The organism is Hydrogenobacter thermophilus TK-6, from assembly GCF_000010785.1.
GTDB lineage: Bacteria > Aquificota > Aquificia > Aquificales > Aquificaceae > Hydrogenobacter > Hydrogenobacter thermophilus.
In genome coordinates this window covers 746,385-764,072 of the sequence record NC_013799.1, presented here as the reverse complement: position 1 = coordinate 764,072, position 17,688 = coordinate 746,385, and the positions used below count along the sequence as shown (strand labels likewise).

At 45.3% G+C, this 17,688-nt stretch carries 18 protein-coding genes and 2 tRNA genes; 15 read left to right on the top strand and 5 right to left on the bottom strand.

The genetic code is table 11. The annotated features are described in order from the left end of the window. Positions 1–2: 2 nt before the first annotated feature. From mazG to HTH_RS04130, 4 genes are all read left to right on the top strand, one after another. Positions 3–773, top strand: coding sequence for a nucleoside triphosphate pyrophosphohydrolase (mazG, locus tag HTH_RS04145; protein ID WP_012963466.1), 771 nt, complete (start codon positions 3–5; stop codon positions 771–773). Further along, positions 748–2,061 carry a sigma-54-dependent transcriptional regulator gene (locus HTH_RS04140; protein WP_012963465.1) on the top strand — a complete coding sequence of 438 codons (1,314 nt, stop codon included), beginning with the start codon at positions 748–750 and terminating at the stop codon, positions 2,059–2,061. Before mazG ends, HTH_RS04140 begins: the two co-directional genes overlap by 26 nt. Before the next feature lie 70 nt (positions 2,062–2,131). Continuing rightward, positions 2,132–3,730, top strand: a complete 1,599-nt coding sequence (carB, locus tag HTH_RS04135) for a carbamoyl-phosphate synthase large subunit (RefSeq protein WP_012963464.1) — start codon at positions 2,132–2,134, stop codon at positions 3,728–3,730. Continuing rightward, a complete protein-coding gene (locus tag HTH_RS04130; protein ID WP_012963463.1) occupies positions 3,727–4,257 on the top strand; it encodes an NTPase in 531 nt (176 codons plus the stop codon). The genes carB and HTH_RS04130 overlap by 4 nt, the downstream gene beginning before the upstream one ends. Here the strand turns inward: HTH_RS04130 and HTH_RS04125 are convergent. Beyond that, entirely contained in the window at positions 4,241–4,990 is a 750-nt protein-coding gene (locus HTH_RS04125) for a prepilin peptidase (RefSeq protein ID WP_012963462.1), read from the bottom strand. The two genes, HTH_RS04130 and HTH_RS04125, sit on opposite strands and share 17 nt — an antisense overlap. A gap of 44 nt (positions 4,991–5,034) precedes the next feature. Between HTH_RS04125 and HTH_RS04120 the strand changes: the two genes are divergently transcribed. Together HTH_RS04120 and rpsT are read left to right on the top strand one after the other, a co-directional pair. After that, a tRNA-Cys gene (locus HTH_RS04120) sits at positions 5,035–5,106 on the top strand. Positions 5,107–5,136: 30 nt separating this feature from the next. After that, positions 5,137–5,424 (top strand): 30S ribosomal protein S20, encoded by a 288-nt coding sequence (rpsT, locus tag HTH_RS04115; protein ID WP_012963461.1) that lies wholly within the window; start codon positions 5,137–5,139, stop codon positions 5,422–5,424. Here the strand turns inward: rpsT and murJ are convergent. Together murJ and HTH_RS04105 are read right to left on the bottom strand one after the other, a co-directional pair. After that, positions 5,365–6,864: a murein biosynthesis integral membrane protein MurJ gene (gene murJ / locus HTH_RS04110; protein WP_012963460.1), complete on the bottom strand. Its 1,500-nt coding sequence runs from the start codon at positions 6,862–6,864 to the stop codon at positions 5,365–5,367. The two genes, rpsT and murJ, sit on opposite strands and share 60 nt — an antisense overlap. 5 nt (positions 6,865–6,869) lie before the next feature. Next, positions 6,870–6,956, bottom strand: a tRNA-Leu gene (locus tag HTH_RS04105). A gap of 28 nt (positions 6,957–6,984) precedes the next feature. Here HTH_RS04105 and thiE point away from each other — a divergent pair. The 9 genes from thiE (at position 6,985) to HTH_RS04060 (ending at position 15,734) form a co-directional block, all read left to right on the top strand. Continuing rightward, positions 6,985–7,542 (top strand): thiamine phosphate synthase, encoded by a 558-nt coding sequence (gene thiE, locus HTH_RS04100; protein WP_012963459.1) that lies wholly within the window; start codon positions 6,985–6,987, stop codon positions 7,540–7,542. Positions 7,543–7,662: 120 nt separating this feature from the next. Then, entirely contained in the window at positions 7,663–8,982 is a 1,320-nt protein-coding gene (locus HTH_RS04095; RefSeq protein WP_014462593.1) for an FAD-dependent oxidoreductase, read from the top strand. Between the two features lie 70 nt (positions 8,983–9,052). Then, positions 9,053–9,769: a Rieske 2Fe-2S domain-containing protein gene (locus HTH_RS04090; protein WP_012963457.1), complete on the top strand. Its 717-nt coding sequence runs from the start codon at positions 9,053–9,055 to the stop codon at positions 9,767–9,769. Beyond that, complete coding sequence (locus HTH_RS04085; RefSeq protein ID WP_012963456.1) at positions 9,744–11,000, top strand: FAD-dependent oxidoreductase; 1,257 nt, start codon at positions 9,744–9,746, stop codon at positions 10,998–11,000. The genes HTH_RS04090 and HTH_RS04085 overlap by 26 nt, the downstream gene beginning before the upstream one ends. A gap of 9 nt (positions 11,001–11,009) precedes the next feature. Then, entirely contained in the window at positions 11,010–11,969 is a 960-nt protein-coding gene (locus tag HTH_RS04080) for a gluconokinase (RefSeq protein WP_012963455.1), read from the top strand. Positions 11,970–12,017: 48 nt separating this feature from the next. Next, a complete protein-coding gene (gene leuA, locus HTH_RS04075) occupies positions 12,018–13,577 on the top strand; it encodes a 2-isopropylmalate synthase (RefSeq protein WP_012963454.1) in 1,560 nt (519 codons plus the stop codon). Positions 13,578–13,587: 10 nt separating this feature from the next. After that, the gene (locus tag HTH_RS04070) at positions 13,588–14,517 is read left to right on the top strand and encodes an NAD(P)/FAD-dependent oxidoreductase (RefSeq protein WP_012963453.1); all 930 of its coding nucleotides are present in this window, start codon (positions 13,588–13,590) and stop codon (positions 14,515–14,517) included. Continuing rightward, positions 14,508–15,149, top strand: a complete 642-nt coding sequence (deoC, locus tag HTH_RS04065) for a deoxyribose-phosphate aldolase (protein WP_012963452.1) — start codon at positions 14,508–14,510, stop codon at positions 15,147–15,149. The genes HTH_RS04070 and deoC overlap by 10 nt, the downstream gene beginning before the upstream one ends. A gap of 27 nt (positions 15,150–15,176) precedes the next feature. Beyond that, positions 15,177–15,734, top strand: coding sequence for a TetR/AcrR family transcriptional regulator (locus HTH_RS04060; protein ID WP_012963451.1), 558 nt, complete (start codon positions 15,177–15,179; stop codon positions 15,732–15,734). Here HTH_RS04060 and HTH_RS04055 read toward each other — a convergent pair. Together HTH_RS04055 and HTH_RS04050 are read right to left on the bottom strand one after the other, a co-directional pair. Continuing rightward, positions 15,721–16,566, bottom strand: coding sequence for a family 1 encapsulin nanocompartment shell protein (locus HTH_RS04055; RefSeq protein ID WP_012963450.1), 846 nt, complete (start codon positions 16,564–16,566; stop codon positions 15,721–15,723). The two genes, HTH_RS04060 and HTH_RS04055, sit on opposite strands and share 14 nt — an antisense overlap. A 4-nt stretch (positions 16,567–16,570) precedes the next feature. Beyond that, the gene (locus HTH_RS04050) at positions 16,571–17,686 is read right to left on the bottom strand and encodes a geranylgeranyl reductase family protein (protein WP_012963449.1); all 1,116 of its coding nucleotides are present in this window, start codon (positions 17,684–17,686) and stop codon (positions 16,571–16,573) included. Positions 17,687–17,688 lie beyond the last annotated feature (2 nt).

Genomic DNA, 17,688 nt, shown 5'->3' with positions numbered 1-17,688 from the left:
TTATGGATGAGATTAAGGACCTTCTTGATGTTGTAGAAAAAATCAGAAGGGAGTGCCCTTGGGACAGAAAACAGACTCACGAAAGCCTCAAAAAGTACCTTTTGGAGGAAGCTTACGAGCTTATGGATGCCATAGATGGCGGTGATGACAAAAGACTGCTTGAGGAGCTTGGTGATGTGTTGCTCCAGGTGCTTCTTCACTCACAGATAGCCAGCGAGAGAAAAGCTTTTAGCTTCAAAGATGTAGCCGTGCATCTGAAAAACAAGCTCATTGAAAGGCACCCTCATGTGTTTGGTGAAGCACCCGCAGAAGAAGTGCTAAAAAGTTGGGAGGAGAGGAAAGCCGAAAACAGGGATAGCATCCTTGATGGCATCCCCAAAAGTATGCCAGCCCTTATGCGTTCTCAGAAGTTGCAAGACAGAGCAAGTCTTGTAGGTTTTGACTTTGAAAACACAGACCAAGCCTTTGAAAAGCTTCAGGAAGAGATTCAGGAGTTAAAAGAAGCTGTGCAGGCAGGAGACAGAGAAAACATACAGCACGAACTGGGGGACATACTCACAGCCGTGGTTGAACTTGCAAGATTGCTCCAGGTGGATGCGGAGATAGCCCTTCAAAAGGCAAACGACAGGTTTGAGAGGAGATTCAGGTACATGGAGCAAAAAGCAAAGAAAATGGGAAGGGACCTAAGGAGTATGAGTCTTAAGGAGATGGACAGCCTCTGGCTTGAAGCCAAGAAGCTCAGCAAAGATGAGACTTTTGATAGTGGAAGATGAGGAAGATTTAGGCAATCTCCTCAAAGAGTATTTTGAGGAGAGGAATTACAAGGTTTGGCTTGCAAAAGATGGAAAATCTGCCCTTGAGTATGCGGAAAAGTATGCCTTTGACCTTATCTTACTTGATCTTTTTCTCCCTGACATAGATGGCATGTACCTTCTTGAAAAGATAAAAGCTTTACAGAGTCTCTCTGAGGTGATTGTGCTAACTGGACACGGCACTGTAAAGACTGCTGTGGAAGCTATGAAGAGAGGTGCCTACGACTTTTTAACAAAGCCCTGCACGCTGGGAGAAGTGGAAGCTACGCTTGAGAAGGCTTACCAATCCCTAATTATCAAGAGGGAAAATAGCCTCATGAGGAAAGAAAGGGACCTAAAGCAGGAGGGTTATATTTTTGAAAGCGTAAAAATGAGAGAGATCCTGAAACAGGTAGAAAAAATAGCCTGTAGTGATTGCCCCTTGCTTATAGTGGGGGAAACTGGTGTTGGAAAGGAAGTTGTAGCAAGGCTTGTACACTCTATGAGTGATAGAAGCTCCAAACCATTTATAGCCATCAATATAGCCTCCATACCCAGCGACCTTCTTGAAGCCGAGCTTTTTGGACACGAAAGGGGCGCATTTACGGGCGCAAGCTCTGCTAAAGAAGGTTTTTTTGAGCTTGCGGATGGAGGCGTGCTCTTTCTGGATGAGATCAGCGAGATAGACCTCTCCCTTCAGGCAAAACTTCTCAGAGCTATAGAAACTAAGAAGTTTTATAGAGTTGGGGGTAGGAAAGAGATAGAAAGCGATGTTAGGGTTATAACGGCTACTAACAGGGATCCGAGGAAACTTGTGAAGGATGGCAAGCTCAGGGAGGATCTGTACTTTAGGCTCAACACCTTTGAACTGCACATACCACCCTTGAGGGAGAGGAGGGAGGACATAATACCTCTCGCACAGCACTTTTTAAGATTATATGCTACCAAGTATTCTAAAAACATAAAGGGCTTTACTCAGGAGGCAAAGAAGTTGCTCTTATCTTATAACTATCCTGGAAATGTGAGAGAGCTTAGGAACATAGTAGAAAGGGTGTGTCTGCTATGTGAGGGTGAGTATGTGAATGAGGAGGATCTGAACTTTTTAAACTATGAGGAGCATAAACTCTTGAAGGACTTTGAAAGAAGGAAGATAGAGGAGGTCTTAAGGGAAGTAAATTATAACAAAAGACTGGCATCTGAAATCCTCGGCATACCACTCAGAACCCTTTACAGAAAGATAGAGAGGTACGGGATAAAAGAAGAACTTTAACTAAAGCCCTGCTCATACTTGATGTTAGCCATCTCTCGTTGAAGAAAGATGGTTTATAATAGAAACTTTAATGAAAAAAGTCCTCATTTTAGGAAGCGGTCCCAATCGTATAGGTCAAGGTATAGAGTTTGATTATGCGTGCGTCCACGCCATATATGCCCTGCGTGAGGAAGGCATAGAAACCATCATGCTCAACTGCAACCCAGAGACAGTATCTACAGATTACGACACGGCTGACAAGCTTTACTTTGAACCTATAGTGCTTGAAAATGTTCTTGAAGTGATAAGAAAGGAAAAGCCTGACGGTGTATTTTTGCAATTTGGTGGGCAAACTCCTCTAAAGCTCTCATTGCATCTGAAAAAGGCAGGTGTAAAAATCTTAGGAACTGAGCCTGAGAGTATAGATATGGCAGAGGACAGAGAACTTTTCAGAGATCTTATCAACAAGCTGGGTATAAGACAGCCTCCCAGCGGTACGGTAAGGTCAAAGGAAGAAGCCATCAAAATAGCGGAAGGCATAGGATACCCCGTTTTGGTGAGACCTTCTTATGTTCTGGGTGGGAGAGCTATGAGGATAATTTACGATGAGGAGGAGCTTTTAAGCTACCTTGAGGAGGCGGTAAGCGTAAGTTACGAAAGACCCATACTGATAGACAAATACTTATCCGACAGTGTAGAGGTAGATGTTGATGCCATAGGCGACGGTGAGGATTACCTTATAGGTGCGGTTATGGAACACATAGAGGAGGCGGGAGTTCACTCAGGAGATAGCGCCGCTTGCATACCACCTTATACCCTCGGAGAGCAGGTGGTCAAGACTATAAAGGAGCAGTCCAAAAAAATAGCAAAGGCGCTGAATGTAAGAGGTCTTATAAACTTACAGTTTGCTATAAAGGGGGAAGATGTGTATGTGCTTGAGGTGAATCCAAGAGCTTCTCGGACTGTCCCCTTTGTCAGCAAAGCCATAGGTTATCCCCTTGCTAAGATAGCAGCCAAGGTAGGTGTAGGAAATAAACTCAGACAGCTCTTGCCAGAAGTCTTTGAGAGGATAAAAAAAGGTGATGTTCATATAGCCAGCGATTTTATGAGTGCGGATAAAAAGCTGTATGCGGTAAAAGAGGTGGTCTTTCCATGGAAGAGATTTCCAGAAGTTGACCCTATACTTGGACCAGAGATGAGAAGTACGGGAGAGGTTATGGCCATAGATGAAGAGTTTGGCATGGCATACTATAAGGCTCAACTTGCCGCGGGACAGAGGCTACCTACGAAAGGTAAAGTATTTATAAGCGTCGCAGATAGAGATAAATCCAAGATAGTTGACCTTGCTAAAGGTTTTAAGGCTTTGGGCTTTGAGCTTTGCGCCACCGCTGGCACTTACAGGTTCTTAAGAGAGCATGGTATAGAAGCAACCCATGTGCTTAAGGTGTCCGAGGGAAGACCCCATGTGGTGGATATGATAACTAATGGAGACATAAACTTAGTGATAAACACGCCTACAGGTAAGAAAGAGAGAAGCGATGCCTATTACATAAGGAGGGCTGTTCTGCAGTACGATGCGCCTTACACCACAACAGTACGGGGAGGTTATGCCATGCTCTCAGCTATAGAGTGTTTTCTTAGCCACGGAGGAAAGCTGAGAGTTTATGCCATTCAGGATATACATAAATGAAGCTGGTTATAACTGGTCCTCCTGGTATAGGCAAAACCACCCTGGTAATAAAGGTCATAAAACGGCTAAAAGATAGAGCCATAGGCTTTTGGACTGAGGAGGTAAGAGACAGGATAAAGAAAGAAAGGACGGGCTTTAGGATTAAAAGCACCGATGGCAAATCTGCCATCTTTGCCAGCAAGTTTTTCACATCAAAGCATCTGGTAGGCTCCTATGGGGTAAATGTGGAGAGGTTTGAAAGTGTAGCTCTGCCCATCCTTGAAAAAGCCAGAGAGAGCAAAGACAAGGTGGTGGTTATAGACGAGGTTGGGAAGATGGAGCTATTCTCCAAAAAGTTTGCAGATATGGTACAAGAGCTTTTCTCTGACCCAAAACGCTCCATGTTAATTACCCTTCCCATAAGGGATGTGCATCCGCTGGTAAGGTGGATAAGAAGACATCCGCAAGTGGTACTTCTGGAACTTACAAAAAGCAACAGAGACGGTTTGGTGGATGAGGTGGCAAACCTCCTCAGGGCAGAAAAATAACTCTCAGATGCTCATGAAAAACAGTGCCTACAAAACAACCCAGTGAAAGGAAAGGACCGTAAGGCACAGCAAAAGATAGATTTCTGTTTTTGAATATGATAGGAAGAGCATACAAAAGTCCAAAGATGGAACCAAGCAAAACAGCATAGAGAACTCCCCAGATGCCTGTTACAGAACCTATAAAAGCCATAAGTTTAACATCTCCAAAGCCCAAACCTTCCATCTTTCTAACCTTCACATAAAAGGTATATATTAGGAAAAAAGGCACAGCACCCACCAACGCTCCAGCAAGGCTATCTAAGAAGCTAAAGTCAGTCCTAAACAGAGAAGTGATGAGACCAAAAGCCAGTCCTCCCAGATTCAAACTGTCTGGCAGCAAAAAGGTATCCCAATCTATAAGGGAAAGAACAAGAAGAAGCGAGAAAAACACGAACATTACCAAAGCTTCAAAACTAAAACCCCACTTAGCATAGGAAAGGATAGCCAGAAGACCGGAAGAGAGCTCCACAAGAGGATACCTGATGGAAATACTGGCAGAGCAACTCCTACACCTACCTCTTAGGACTATGTAAGATATTAAAGGTATGTTATCGTACCACCTTATCTTTGAGCCACAAGCAGGACAGTGAGATGGTGGCTTTACTATGGATTTTCCTCTGGGAAGGCGGTATATAAGCACATTGTAAAAACTTCCCAAAATGCATCCCAACACAAAAAGAGCTAAGTAATCCATGCGTTTATCATTTTATCCCAAGAGGGGTTATAATTATTATCATAGGCAACGTGGCCGAGAGGCTAGGCGAGGGACTGCAAATCCCTTTTACGGCGGTTCGAATCCGCCCGTTGCCTCAAAAAGTAATACAAGGAGGTAAAGAAGGTATGCCCAACACTAAACAGGCAGAAAAGCGTATGAGAAGAGACGCAAAGAGAAGACTCAGAAACAGATACCACCTTTCTAGGATGAGGACTTACATAAAAAAGTTCAGAAGGATGGTGCAGGAAGGCAAACTTGAGGAAGCAAAGCAGTTTTTACCGGAAGTTATAAGCGTTGTATACCACACAGCATCAAAAGGTGTTATCCATAAAAACGAGGCATCAAGAAGAGCATCAAGGCTGAGCACCTTGCTTAACAAAGCCCTTAAGTCTGCCCAGCAGAACCAGGGATAAGGGTTCTTTAAGGGTAAGCAAGCTAAGAAAGTAGACTGCCATGGCAAGGGGTATGATGACCAGCGTGTAAAGTGGGTTTATTATCAGCTCTTTTAGCAAGATAGCCACCAGAGACATACTAGCAGAAGCCAGAAGTGGTCTAAACAGGAGTTTTAAAAGCTCCCCTACAGACACCGCTTCATCTCTTGCTTTTAAAAGTAGGTAAGCAAATCCTACCAATGAAGAGGTTGATGTCCCAAGAGCAAGACCCACAACACCCATCTTTAGAGCAAAGGCGTAAAAACTTCCCGATAGGCCTTCAGAAACAACAGCTATCAAAGATGCCTTTACAGGGGTTTTTGTATCACCTTTGGCAAAAAATACGCTACTTAAAACCTTCTGCAGAGAAAAAAAGGTAAGACCCAGAGCGTAAGCACCAAGTACAGAGGAAGCTACATAAACATCACTTTCCGAAAATCTACCCCTACCATAAAGCAGGGCTATTATATGCTCCGAAAGGACTATTAGCCCGATGGAGGCAGGAATAGAGACAAGAAGCACAAACCTGAAGGCTAAGCGTGTATTGACTTTTGCATCTTCGCCTCTGGAAAGAGTTGAAAGTAAAGAATTAGCTATACCCACAGATACGGCACCAAGAGGCAGTTGAAATATCCTGTTGGCGTAGTAAAGGTAAGATATAGAACCAAGAGCCAGAAAGGAAGCAAGGAAGGTGTCTATAAAGAAAGAAAGCTGTGCAACTCCAAATCCCAAAAGTGAAGGCAAAAGCCTCTTTACAAGAAGTTTAAGCTCCGGGTCAATGCGAAGGGAAAGCCCAAACCTCACACCGGTTTTTATCAGGGAAGGTATATTAAAAAGAGCCTGTGCTATACCACCCAAAATAACTCCAGCTATAAGGGAGTAAAAACCCAGCCAGCCGACGCTAAAAGCCAGTACGCCGGAAAATACTATGTTAAAGACTGCCTGCGCAAAGGCGGGTACAAAGAACACCCCTTTAGTGTTGAGAACAGCCATGAAGAAGGAACTTAGCCCCACAAAAAACAGGTATGTAAAGAGCCAGCAGGACATGAACACGGTAAGCTCAAAGTGAGGCTTGTTTCTTATACCTGGCGCTATGAGGCTCACTATGTATTCTGCAAAAACAATACCCAGAAGAGTTATCAGAAGGTTCAGCAGGCTATAGTAAGTGAAAGAGGATGATAGGAACTCTCTCTCCCTTCCGCTCTTTATGTCCCTGGCGTATATGGGTACAAAGGCAGCGTTAAAGCCTCCCTCTCCCAGAAGCCTTCTAAAAGTGTTGGGAAGTCTGAAGGCTATAAAAAAGGCATCCGTAATGTAAGAGACACCAAAGTAGTAGGCTATGAGGGCATCTCTTACATAACCTAAGACTCTGCTCAGCAGAGTGGCAACAGAAAAGCTAAGAGAGTGCTTTATGAGTCCCATTTTTCTGGTGCCGGAGGCGGGAGTCGAACCCGCACGCCCTCACGGGCACTGCCCCCTCAAGACAGCGCGTCTGCCAGTTCCGCCACTCCGGCTGAGTGTATATTATATACGATAAGCGCAATGTTGCCAAGACTATATGCTATAACAGACAGCCAGAGGTACGGGGAGGACTTCTGGGAGAGCCTGCGCAGGGTTCTGGAAAGAGGTGTTAGGATGGTGCAACTGAGGGAAAAGGCCTTGAGCGCAAAAGAGTACTACCAGAAAGCCCTGGAGGCAAGAGAGATAACCAGAGAGTACTCCGCCCTTTTGCTCATAAACGAGCGGGTGGATATAGCCCTTGCGGTAGGTGCGGATGGTGTGCACCTTCCTCAGGAAGGGCTACCACCCTCCTGTGTGCGCAAGATAAAAAAAGACCTAATAGTAGGCTTTTCCGCTCATGACCTTAAGTCAGCCCTTTACGCTCAGGAAGAAGGCGCAGACTTTATAACTCTGAGTCCCATCTTTAAAACTTCTTCTCACCCCGAGAGAGAGCCACTCGGACTGGAAGTCCTAAAGGATATATCCAAGAGAGTTTCCATCCCTGTTTACGCTCTTGGGGGTATAACTTGGGAGAAAATAAAGCTCTGCTATAAGAACGGAGCCTACGGCATAGCGGGGGTAAGTTTGTTTTTAAAATAATTTTCTTTATATTCAAAAAAGCTTATATAAGTGTTTTTAATAAAGTTATTACCATCAATTAATTGACTTTTTTGTATTAAAAACTATAATTTTATGAAAACTTTATGGGAGGTAAAAAGCATGAGTATGACAAGGCGCGACCTTTTTAAACTGGCAGGAGTTGGGGCTCTGACAGCCAGTATCCCATCCGTAGGCTTTTCTGCGGCGGAGAGGGTAAAGAAAGCGGAAGCCATACTTCCCCCATCCAAGGGCAGCAGGGTGGTTGTGTGCGGAGGAGGATGGGCAGGACTGACCGTTGCCAAGTATCTCAAGAAAGAAAACCCCAACATAGATGTGGTGCTCATAGAAAAGAGACCTAACTTTTTCTCGTGCCCCATATCCAACGAGTGGCTGGCAGGTCTGGTAAGCTTAGATTTTATATCTCACGATTATAACCAGCCTGCATCCAAGTACGGATACAGGTTTATAAACGCTGTGGTAGTAGGCATAGAAAGGGACAAAAGGAGGGTTTACACCAATCACGGGTACATAGAGTACGACTACCTTGTACTCGCTCCGGGCATAAAGTACAACTACGATGCGTGGTTCAAGGGGGACAAGAATATGGCATACTACACCAAGGTAAACTATCCTGCAGCCTTTATCCCCGGTTCTGAGCATCTGGCTCTTAAAAGAAAGGTGTGGGAGTTTGAGGAGGGGGACTTTGTGATAACTGTTCCCCCCGGAGCTTACAGATGCCCTCCCGCATCCTACGAGAGAGCAGCTATGATAGCCTATGTTTTCAAGAAGAATAATGTAAAGGGTAGAGTTATAATCCTTGACCCCAAGGAGGACATAGCTCCAAAAGGCCCTGGCTTTAGGGCTGCTTACGAACAGCTCTATCTGGGTATTGTGGAGTATGTACCAAAGGCTCAGATAAAGGAGGTGGACCCAGTAAACAAAGTAATAAAGACCACTGCGGGAGACTTTAAGTTTGCAGATGCTAACCTGGTACCTCCTCATCAGGCGGGTGAGCTGGTCTGGATGGCGGATCTGATAGCCAAGGACAAGGACGGCAAACCCACAGGATGGGCAGACCAAGACCCCCTCACCTTCCAGGCAAAGGCAGACCCGCGCGTGTTCCTGGTGGGTGATGTCATAGGAGGTGTGCCTTATCCCAAGAGCGGACACATGGGCAACTCTCAGGGCAAGATAGTAGCCAAGATAATAGCCTCACGCATAGCAGGCAAGGACATAAAACCCACACTTCCTGACAACACCTGCTACTCTATGGTAAACGGAGAGCCTCAGGAGGCTATTGTCATAAATGTCACCTATGACTACAATGACAAAGAAAAGAAGATAGTACCCAAACCAAAGGTCATAAACGAGCGCTCTGAATCTCTGGCAAAGGCAACCTACGAATGGGCAAAGAGCATGTACAAGGATATGTTTGCGTAAAGTATGCAAACCTGAGCCTCCCTTTTGGGAGGTGTTCCCTTTTTGGTACGAAAATTGCAAGGAGATAAGTATGGACAGGAGGGATTTTATAAAGACTTGCGGAGCCATAGCGGTGGCATCCTTTTTGGATACCAAGTTTTTCTCAGAGGCTTTAGCCAGCCAGGAGGGTTTTCTAAAGCTATACAGCAAAGCCATACTTCTCAAAGAGGACGGCACTCCCCTCACTGAAAAGGATATAGCACCCCACAGAGAGTACATATTCTTCTATCCCTTTGCCTCCACACCCTGCTATCTTATAAACCTCGGTGATGAGGTAAAAGGTGCTCAGCTAAAGCTCAACGACGGACAAACTTACCTCTGGAAGGGTGGAGTGGGAAGTAAAAAAAGCATAGTAGCCTACTCCGCCATATGTTCTCATCAGTGGAGCTACCCCACTAAAGACTACGCCTTTATAAACTACTATCCTCCAGATAAGCCGTCTGAAACCACCAAGAAGGCAGGAGTCATCCAGTGCTGCGCTCACCTTACTGTGTTTGACCCCAAGGCGGGAGGAAAAGTCATAGAAGGTCCTGCGGAAGTTCCTCTGGCTTCTATACTTCTTGAAGAGGAAGGGGGTAAGCTGTATGCGGTGGGTGTGCTGGGCAAAGACCAGTTTGATGCCTTTTTTGAAAACTACAAGACGGACCTAAGAAAGGAGTATGGCTCTACCGCAAAGGCAAAGGAGCTGGTGGATAAATGCGTAGTTATGGAGGTGGGAAAGTATGTCAAGGAAATCATCAGGTGTTAGCAGGAGGGACTTAATAAAGTCCGCTGTGGGAGTGAGTATATTTCCCACATTAGCCTTTACAAAAGGAGAAGCTAAAAGAGAGAATGCTCAGGTGGTGATAGTGGGGGGTGGGTACGGTGGTGTGACAACCGCCAAGTATTTAAAGAAGGAAAACCCTAAATTAAGCGTTATTCTAATTGAGCAGAGACACTTTTTCATGTCCTGTCCTCTATCTAACCACTTTCTGGCAGGACTTATGGAGTTAACACCTCTTTGCTTTGCATACAACGTGCTGGAGGTAAAGTACGGTGTTAAAGTAATTAACGATAAAGTTATAGGCATTGAGCTGGACAGAAAGGTGGTAAGAACTTCTCAGGGATACATAAGCTATGACTTTCTCGTGCTTTCTCCGGGTATAGATTACGACATAGAGGATAAACCTTTCTATGCGGAAGCCTTAGTTTACTATCCTCCAGCCTTTAAGCCGGGGTCCGAGCACATATATCTAAAAAAACTACTGAGCGAGTTTGAGGGTGGCGATATAGTGATAACAGTCCCACCACCTCCCTATAGATGTCCACCTGCACCTTACGAAAGGGCAGCTCTCATAGCCAGCATGATAAAGAGGAATAAACTAAAAGCCCACCTTTACTTCATAGATGCCAACGAAAGACCTCTCATAAACTCGGAAGGTTTCCTGTCAGCTTACTATGACCTTTACAAGGATGTTGCCACCTATGTGACATCCGCGCAGGTAAAGGATGTGGATGTAGGAAAGAAGGTGGTCAAAACATCATACGGAGACTTTAAGTTTGATATAGCCAATATAATACCACCCATGAAGGCTCACAGCATCTTAGAGTCTGCTGGGCTTCTCAAGAAGGGCGAAAAGTGGGTGAGCGTCAATCCCCTCACCTTTGAGACGCAGGTAGAGAATGTATTTGTTATAGGGGATGCATCTATGAGCTACCTGCCAAAGAGTGGATATGCGGCTCACTCGGAAGGTAAGGTAGTAGCAAAACTGATAAACGCAAAGCTAATGGGTAAGGAAGTTAAGGAAGAACTCCTTCAGATGGTCTGTTATGCCATGGTAGATGACAGGGAAGCTATAATGACGGAAACGAGCTTCAAGTATGAGAAAGACAGAGGAAGGTTTATACCCATACACAGGGAAGACAATCAGAGAAAGGAAAGCACCGCCAAGAGGTACATAGAGTGGGCAAAAGGACTGTGGAGGGACATGTTCGGATAGAATATAAGAATGGTAGAAGCTCTGGCAGAGGCGCTGGGTGCTGAGGTTGTTCAAACTCACACCAGCTGGGTGCTTATAGCAAAGGATGTGGTCTACAAGATAAAAAAACCTGTCAACTTTGGGTTTCTTGACTACTCCACCCTTGAAAAGAGAAAGGAAAACTGCGAGAGAGAAGTCTTTTTAAACAGAAGGTTCTGCAAGGGCATATATCTAGGCGTTGTACCTATAAGTTATGTCAACGGAAGCTACCTTATAGAGAATGATAGCAAAGTGGTAGAGTATGCAGTAAAGATGAGGAGAATACCCCAGGAGAAACTTTTGGTAAATATGCTAAGCAGTGTATCTGAAGAACAAATAAGAAGTATTGCAAGACACATAGCTAAGTTTCATCGGGAAGCCGAAATAAGGAACGAATTTGGAAAGTTGGAAGTTATGAAGTTCAACACTGATGAAAATTTTGAACAGACAAAAAAGTACATAGGTATAACCATAGACAGGAAGGACTATCAGTTTATAGTGGATAAGACGGAGGCTTTTTACAAGAGATACGCCGAGCTTTTTAATAAGAGAATAAAAGAAGGTAGGATAAGAGACGGGCACGGAGACCTCAGGCTGGAGCATGTGGCTTTTCTGGAGGAGGGTATATGCATATTTGACTGCATTGAGTTCAACGAGCGCTTCAGGTGTGGTGATGTGATAAATGATATGTGTTTTCTCTCTATGGAGCTGGACTTTTATGGCAAAAGCGAGCTGTCCCGAGCTTACGAGGATGAGTATAAAAGCTTTTCAATGGACGAGGATTTTGATATTTTCCTGCCCTTTTTCAAGTGCTACAGGGCCTATGTGAGAGGGAAAGTAAACAGCTTTCTTCTGGATGACCCTAACTACCAGCAGAAAGAGCAGGCAAAGGCTATGGCACAAAAGCTTTTCAAATTGAGCGCCCACTATGCACACCTCATACCCGCTTGACTTTTATTTAATTGAGAATTATTATCATTTAAAGGAGGTTTCTGGAAAATGGAGAAGGTTTACATATTTGACACCACGCTGAGAGACGGAGAGCAAGCGCCGGGTTTTTCTATGACTGCTGATGAAAAACTTCAGATGGCTCACCAACTTGCCAAGCTGGGGGTGGATGTTATAGAGGCAGGCTTTGCAGCAGCATCTAAGGGAGACTTTGAGAGCGTCCATCTGATAGCACAGCAGGTAGAAGGTCCGATAATATGCTCCCTTGCCAGAGCATTGGAAAAGGACATAGAGCTAGCAGGGGAGGCTCTAAAGCCAGCCAGAAGAAAGAGGATACACACCTTCATAGCTACTTCCGAGATACACATGAAGTACAAGCTTAGGATGTCCCCAGAGGAGGTTCTGGAAAGGGCTAAAAAAGCTGTGGAGTTTGCCAGAAGGTTTACTGACGATGTGGAGTTTTCCTGCGAGGATGCCACCAGAAGCCAGAGAGAGTTCCTCTACAGGGTGATAGAAACAGCCATAAAGGCAGGTGCTACCGTTATAAACATTCCCGACACCGTTGGCTATGCGGTGCCAGAAGAGTTTGCAAGGCTCATAGAGGACATAAGGAACAACGTGCCCAACATAGACAGAGCCATTATAAGCGTGCACTGTCATGATGACCTTGGGATGGCTGTTGCCAACTCCCTTATGGCGGTAAAGCACGGTGCAAGACAGGTAGAGTGCACCATCAACGGCATAGGTGAAAGAGCAGGAAACGCAGCCCTTGAGGAGATAGTGATGGCTCTCAAAGTGCGCAAAGACTTCTTTGGAGGGCTCTACACGGACATAAACACCAGAGAGATATACAAAACCAGCAGGCTCCTTTGCAGGATAACCGGCTCTTTTGTTCAACCCAACAAGGCTATAGTGGGGGATAATGCCTTTGCTCATGAATCGGGCATACACCAGCACGGTGTGCTGGCTCACCCTCTCACCTACGAGATAATGAACCCCGAGGATGTAGGTTTTCCCTCCACCAGAATAATACTTGGTAAACACTCAGGGAGGCACGCTCTAAAGAGGAGACTGAATGAACTTGGCTTTAAGCTAAGCGATGAAGACCTGGAGAGGATCTTTGAAAAGTTCAAGGCTCTTGCGGATAAGAAAAAGGAGGTATATGATGAGGATTTGGAAGCCCTCATATACGAAGAGTTTATGAAGGTGGAGGAGGAAGAGCCTATAAAGGTAAAACACTATCAGGTTCAGACAGGGGACAACCTGCTTCCTACCGCTACAGTAGTGCTGAGCTTTAGAGGTGAAGAAAGGACTGCCACATCTACGGGAAACGGTCCTGTGGATGCTGTGATAAAAGCCATACAGAAAGCTCTTAAGGTGGAGCCCAGACTCATTGACTTTTCTATAAAAGCTCTCACCCCCAACACGGATGCGCAGGCAGAGGCGCGCCTTGTGATAGAGCTGGATAATGTAAAAGCCTCAGGTAGAGGCGTGGATACGGACATAATAAAAGCCAGCGTAAGCGGTTTTGTAGATGCCTTAAACAGAGCCATCATGAGAAGGAACTACATTCTATCCAAGGAGAGTATAAGGGAAGAAGGAACAGTTTAAAATATACTGCATGCACCAGCTTTTAATAATAGGTGGTGGACCCGCGGGTATATCCGCCAGCATATATGCATCAAGGAAGAGAATGGATTTTGTCCTCATAACGGAGGAAGTGGGGGGTCAGGTGATAAAGGCTGGGGAGATAGAAAACTACCTGGGCTACGCTATGGTGGACGGTATAGCCTTTGTTGAGAAGATAATACAGCAAATGGAAAGACTGGGCGTAGAGCCCGTGCTGGACAGGGTGATAGAAGTCAGGAAAGTCAGTGATGGCTTTGTAGCCAGAACTCTTTCAGGAAAGGAGTACTCTGCAAAAACCCTCCTCTTCTGCACAGGTGCGGAGCACAGAAGGCTCAATGTACCGGGGGAAAAGGAATACACAGGAAGAGGGGTCTCTTACTGCTATACTTGCGATGCTCCCTTCTTCAGGGATGTTAAGGTGGCGGTGGTGGGAGGGGGAAACTCGGGCTTTGAGGCTGCACAGCAGCTGACTCACTACGCTTCCGAGATTTACCTCATAGAGATATCAGACAGGTTTGTTGCGGACGAGGTGCTAAGAGAAAATGTGCTAAGCCACCCAAAAGTTAAACCTCTGCTAAGGCACAGAGTGCTGGAGATAAGGGGAGATAAAACCGGTGTCAGGGAGGTGCTTGTGGAAGACCTGCAAAGCAGAAGCACATACACACTTGAAGTGCAGGGCGTATTTGTAGAAGTGGGACTAAAGCCTAACTCGGAGCTGGCTAAAAGTCTGGGGGTTTTGACCACAAGCAGGGATGAGATTATAATAGACTGCAACAACAGAACCTCAGAGAGAGGTATTTACGCAGCTGGAGACTGCACCAACATATTTGCCAAACAGATAATAACAGCTGCCGGGGAAGGAGCAAAGGCTCTGCTATCCATACATCATGACCTCACCTATGGGGTAAGCTCGTGGATATAAACAGCTACATAGACCATTCTGTACTAAAACCCAGTCAGACTCTGAGGGACCTGGAGGAGCATATAGGAAGATGCATAGAGCTTGGCGTTTACGCAGTCTGTGTGAATCCATTCTGGGTGAAAAAAGCAACCGAACTATCTGGGGGTAAACTTAAAGTCTGTTCTGTAATATCCTTCCCCTTTGGGCTTGACACAAAGGAGCAAAAAGTGTTGCAGGCTCTCAGGGCTTTGGAAGATGGCGCGCACGAGCTGGACATAGTTATGAACATCTCAGCTTTCAAAAGCGGTCTTACTAAGTATGTGGCGGAGGAGCTAAAGGCTATAGGGAGGCATACAAAAGGCTACACGAGAAAATTAATAATAGAAACAGCTTATTTGAGCCATGAGGAGAAGAAGTTAGCTTTGGAGCTTGCTGTGGATGCAGGTTTTGAGTTTGTCAAAACCTCTACGGGGTACGCTCCGGCGGGTGCCAGTGAGGAAGATGTGAAACTTCTGGTAGAGCTATCAAAGGGACGCATAAAGGTAAAGGCTTCTGGTGGTATAAGAACAGCTGAGCAAGCAGAGAGATTTTTAAAGATGGGAGCAGAAAGGATAGGCACAAGCCACACCTTCAGCATACTTAAAAGAGAGTAAGCCATCACTTTCTGCTATAATAAAGGTATGAGAGTAAAAAGGAAGGATACCAAGAAGAGAATATTAGAGTCAGCGCTTAAACTCTTTTCTGAAAAAGGCATAAGGGAAACAACTATAAAGGACATAGCCAAAGAAGTGGGTATAACAGAGGGAGCCATCTACAGGCACTTTACCAGCAAGGACGAGATAGTCAGGGGACTCTTTGGCATGTATTCAGAAGAGTTTTACGACAGGCTTATGCTGGCTTTTGAGGAAAAAACATACAGAGATAAGTTTTACAGAGCTGTTGAGGAATTTTTGAGCTTCTGTTTTGAAAACCCGGAAGCTTTTAAGTACCTTGACCTTTTTCATTACCTGAGAGCGGAGGAAGTCAAGGAGTTTAAAAAGCTACCAAAAGATGCTATCCTTAAGCTTTTGGAAGAAGGGAGAGGGGTTATTAAAATCAGGGCTGAGCTGGCGCTGGCTATGTTTGTGGGAACTCTTGAGAGGGTCTTTTTATTTACCCAAGCCGGACTCTTAGAGAAATATAAAGACATCAAAGGAGAAGTAGCAGACCTTCTCTGGAAAGCTCTTACTTCCCAATGACCAGCACCGCACCCGGACGCTTTATCCTGGGAGCTATCACCTCCATAACTCTGAACTGATGCACCATGTTGGTGCTTTCCACATAAACCAGGCTAACATCCAGCCCTATGACAATGTCTATGTTTTGAGGTCCAGCAGAAACAAGCAGTGCCTTGCCCTCAGGCATTATGGGGGTGTAGAAAACATCCGCCACCACTTTCTTTATCTGCTCCAGCTCAAGGAGACCCGTGTTGTGATAGACTCTGTTGAGCTGGAAGTACTGCTTTGGGTTCAGCACCAGATAGTAAGGTCCAAAAAAGCCCATCTCAGAGAGCTTGGAAATGCCCATAGACACATCGCTGAAGGCATTGCCCACCACATCCCAGTCGCTCATGGACATGCTCTGTCTTCCTTCCACCGTAAGAAGACCTTCAATCTCAAGCTTTTTGTTGCCATGAAGTATGAGAGTGTCTTCCGCCACCGCGGTAGCAAAGGCTGCTGATGCAGCAGAGGATGCATCTATTGGCAGATTAAACTGCCTCCAGTACTCAAGGTCTCTCCAGCTTATGTTAAAGGGTTTGTATATGGTAGGCATAACGAGGTGTTTTCTTGTGCCAGTTCTTACCGGCTCGCACACCTGACTTTCTTCGCCGGGTCTTACCTCACAGCTTCCGGGCTCCACACCCAGAAACACATCGTAAGATATAACCTGATGGCCAGCACCTATGGGACCTACAACGCTCATAAATCTCCTGCAAACAACAGACTTTTTAAATACTTCAACCACAGTACTTTCCAGCGCGCTCCACTCCTCCTGTGTAAGAGGTGATAAATCCCTTCCGAGAAAGTCCATCTTTCTACCTCCTCAAATAATTATAAATATTTGCGTACTCGCTCACAAGCTCTTTTAAAAAGTAAAACCAACCCTTTATGTAAAGCTCTCTGTAGCTTAACTCTCCCGTAAGAAGTCTGTAGTAGTGCTTGAGTATTCCCTTCTTGCTCATACTGTAAGCCACCTTCTGAAACCTGTAGCCTAGGGATGCTATCTTTCCAGCGTACACAAGCTCCGACACTAAACCTTTTAGAAGCTCTCTGTATAGCGCCAGTGGTTCTGACGGCGATTCAGCTATAGCCTGAACTGCCAGCTTACCGCTTAGCACCGCGTAGTATATACCCTCTCCCAATAAAGGGTCTGTCAGATTCGCAGCATCACCCACCAGAAGCACACGACCAGCACCATAAAACACATCCCTTTCCCTCTCCATATAAGGAATATGCCAGCCATACACTCTCCCATCAATTTTTATACCCCTTGTCTTTGCATACTCAAAAAGGTTTTTACTAAGATCCCCTCCTTCCCTGCAAGCTATCCCTACACTTAGCCTATCCCCCTTTGGAAACACCCACGCGTATCCTCTTTTGACCCATCCTATGTCTATGATGACTTTTTCCACAAGGTCTCCAAAAGTGAAAAATTCAAGGGACTTAAAAAACTTACTTTTTTTGTATCCCAGAGCTTTGGCTACTGTTGAATAAAAGCCATCAGCACCTACCAAAAAATCCCCGTAAAAAGAGCCTTTTGATGTAACAACTTTACACTTGCCAGAGTTTGCCTCTATGCTTAATACCTCGCACTCCTGCAAAACCTCAACCCCCTCCTCCTGCGCCTTTTCCAAAAGGAAGGCATCAAACTCAGCTCTGTCTACAATGTAGGCTATATCTTGGTCGTTCATAAGCTCAAAATCTTCTCTGCCGGCGTATCCCAATACACCCCCTTTTATCCTGTTTAGTACCAGCTTTTCCCAGCCATCTGGAAGGTGTGAAGATATTCTCTTTGAGAGACAGCCTGCGCAGAGTTTAAATCTCGGTACTTTATGCTTCTCAAGGAGAAGAACCTTAAGACCATTTTTTGAAGCGTGGTAGGCGCAGGAGGAACCCGCAGGTCCTCCACCCACCACCACAAGGTCGTACATAA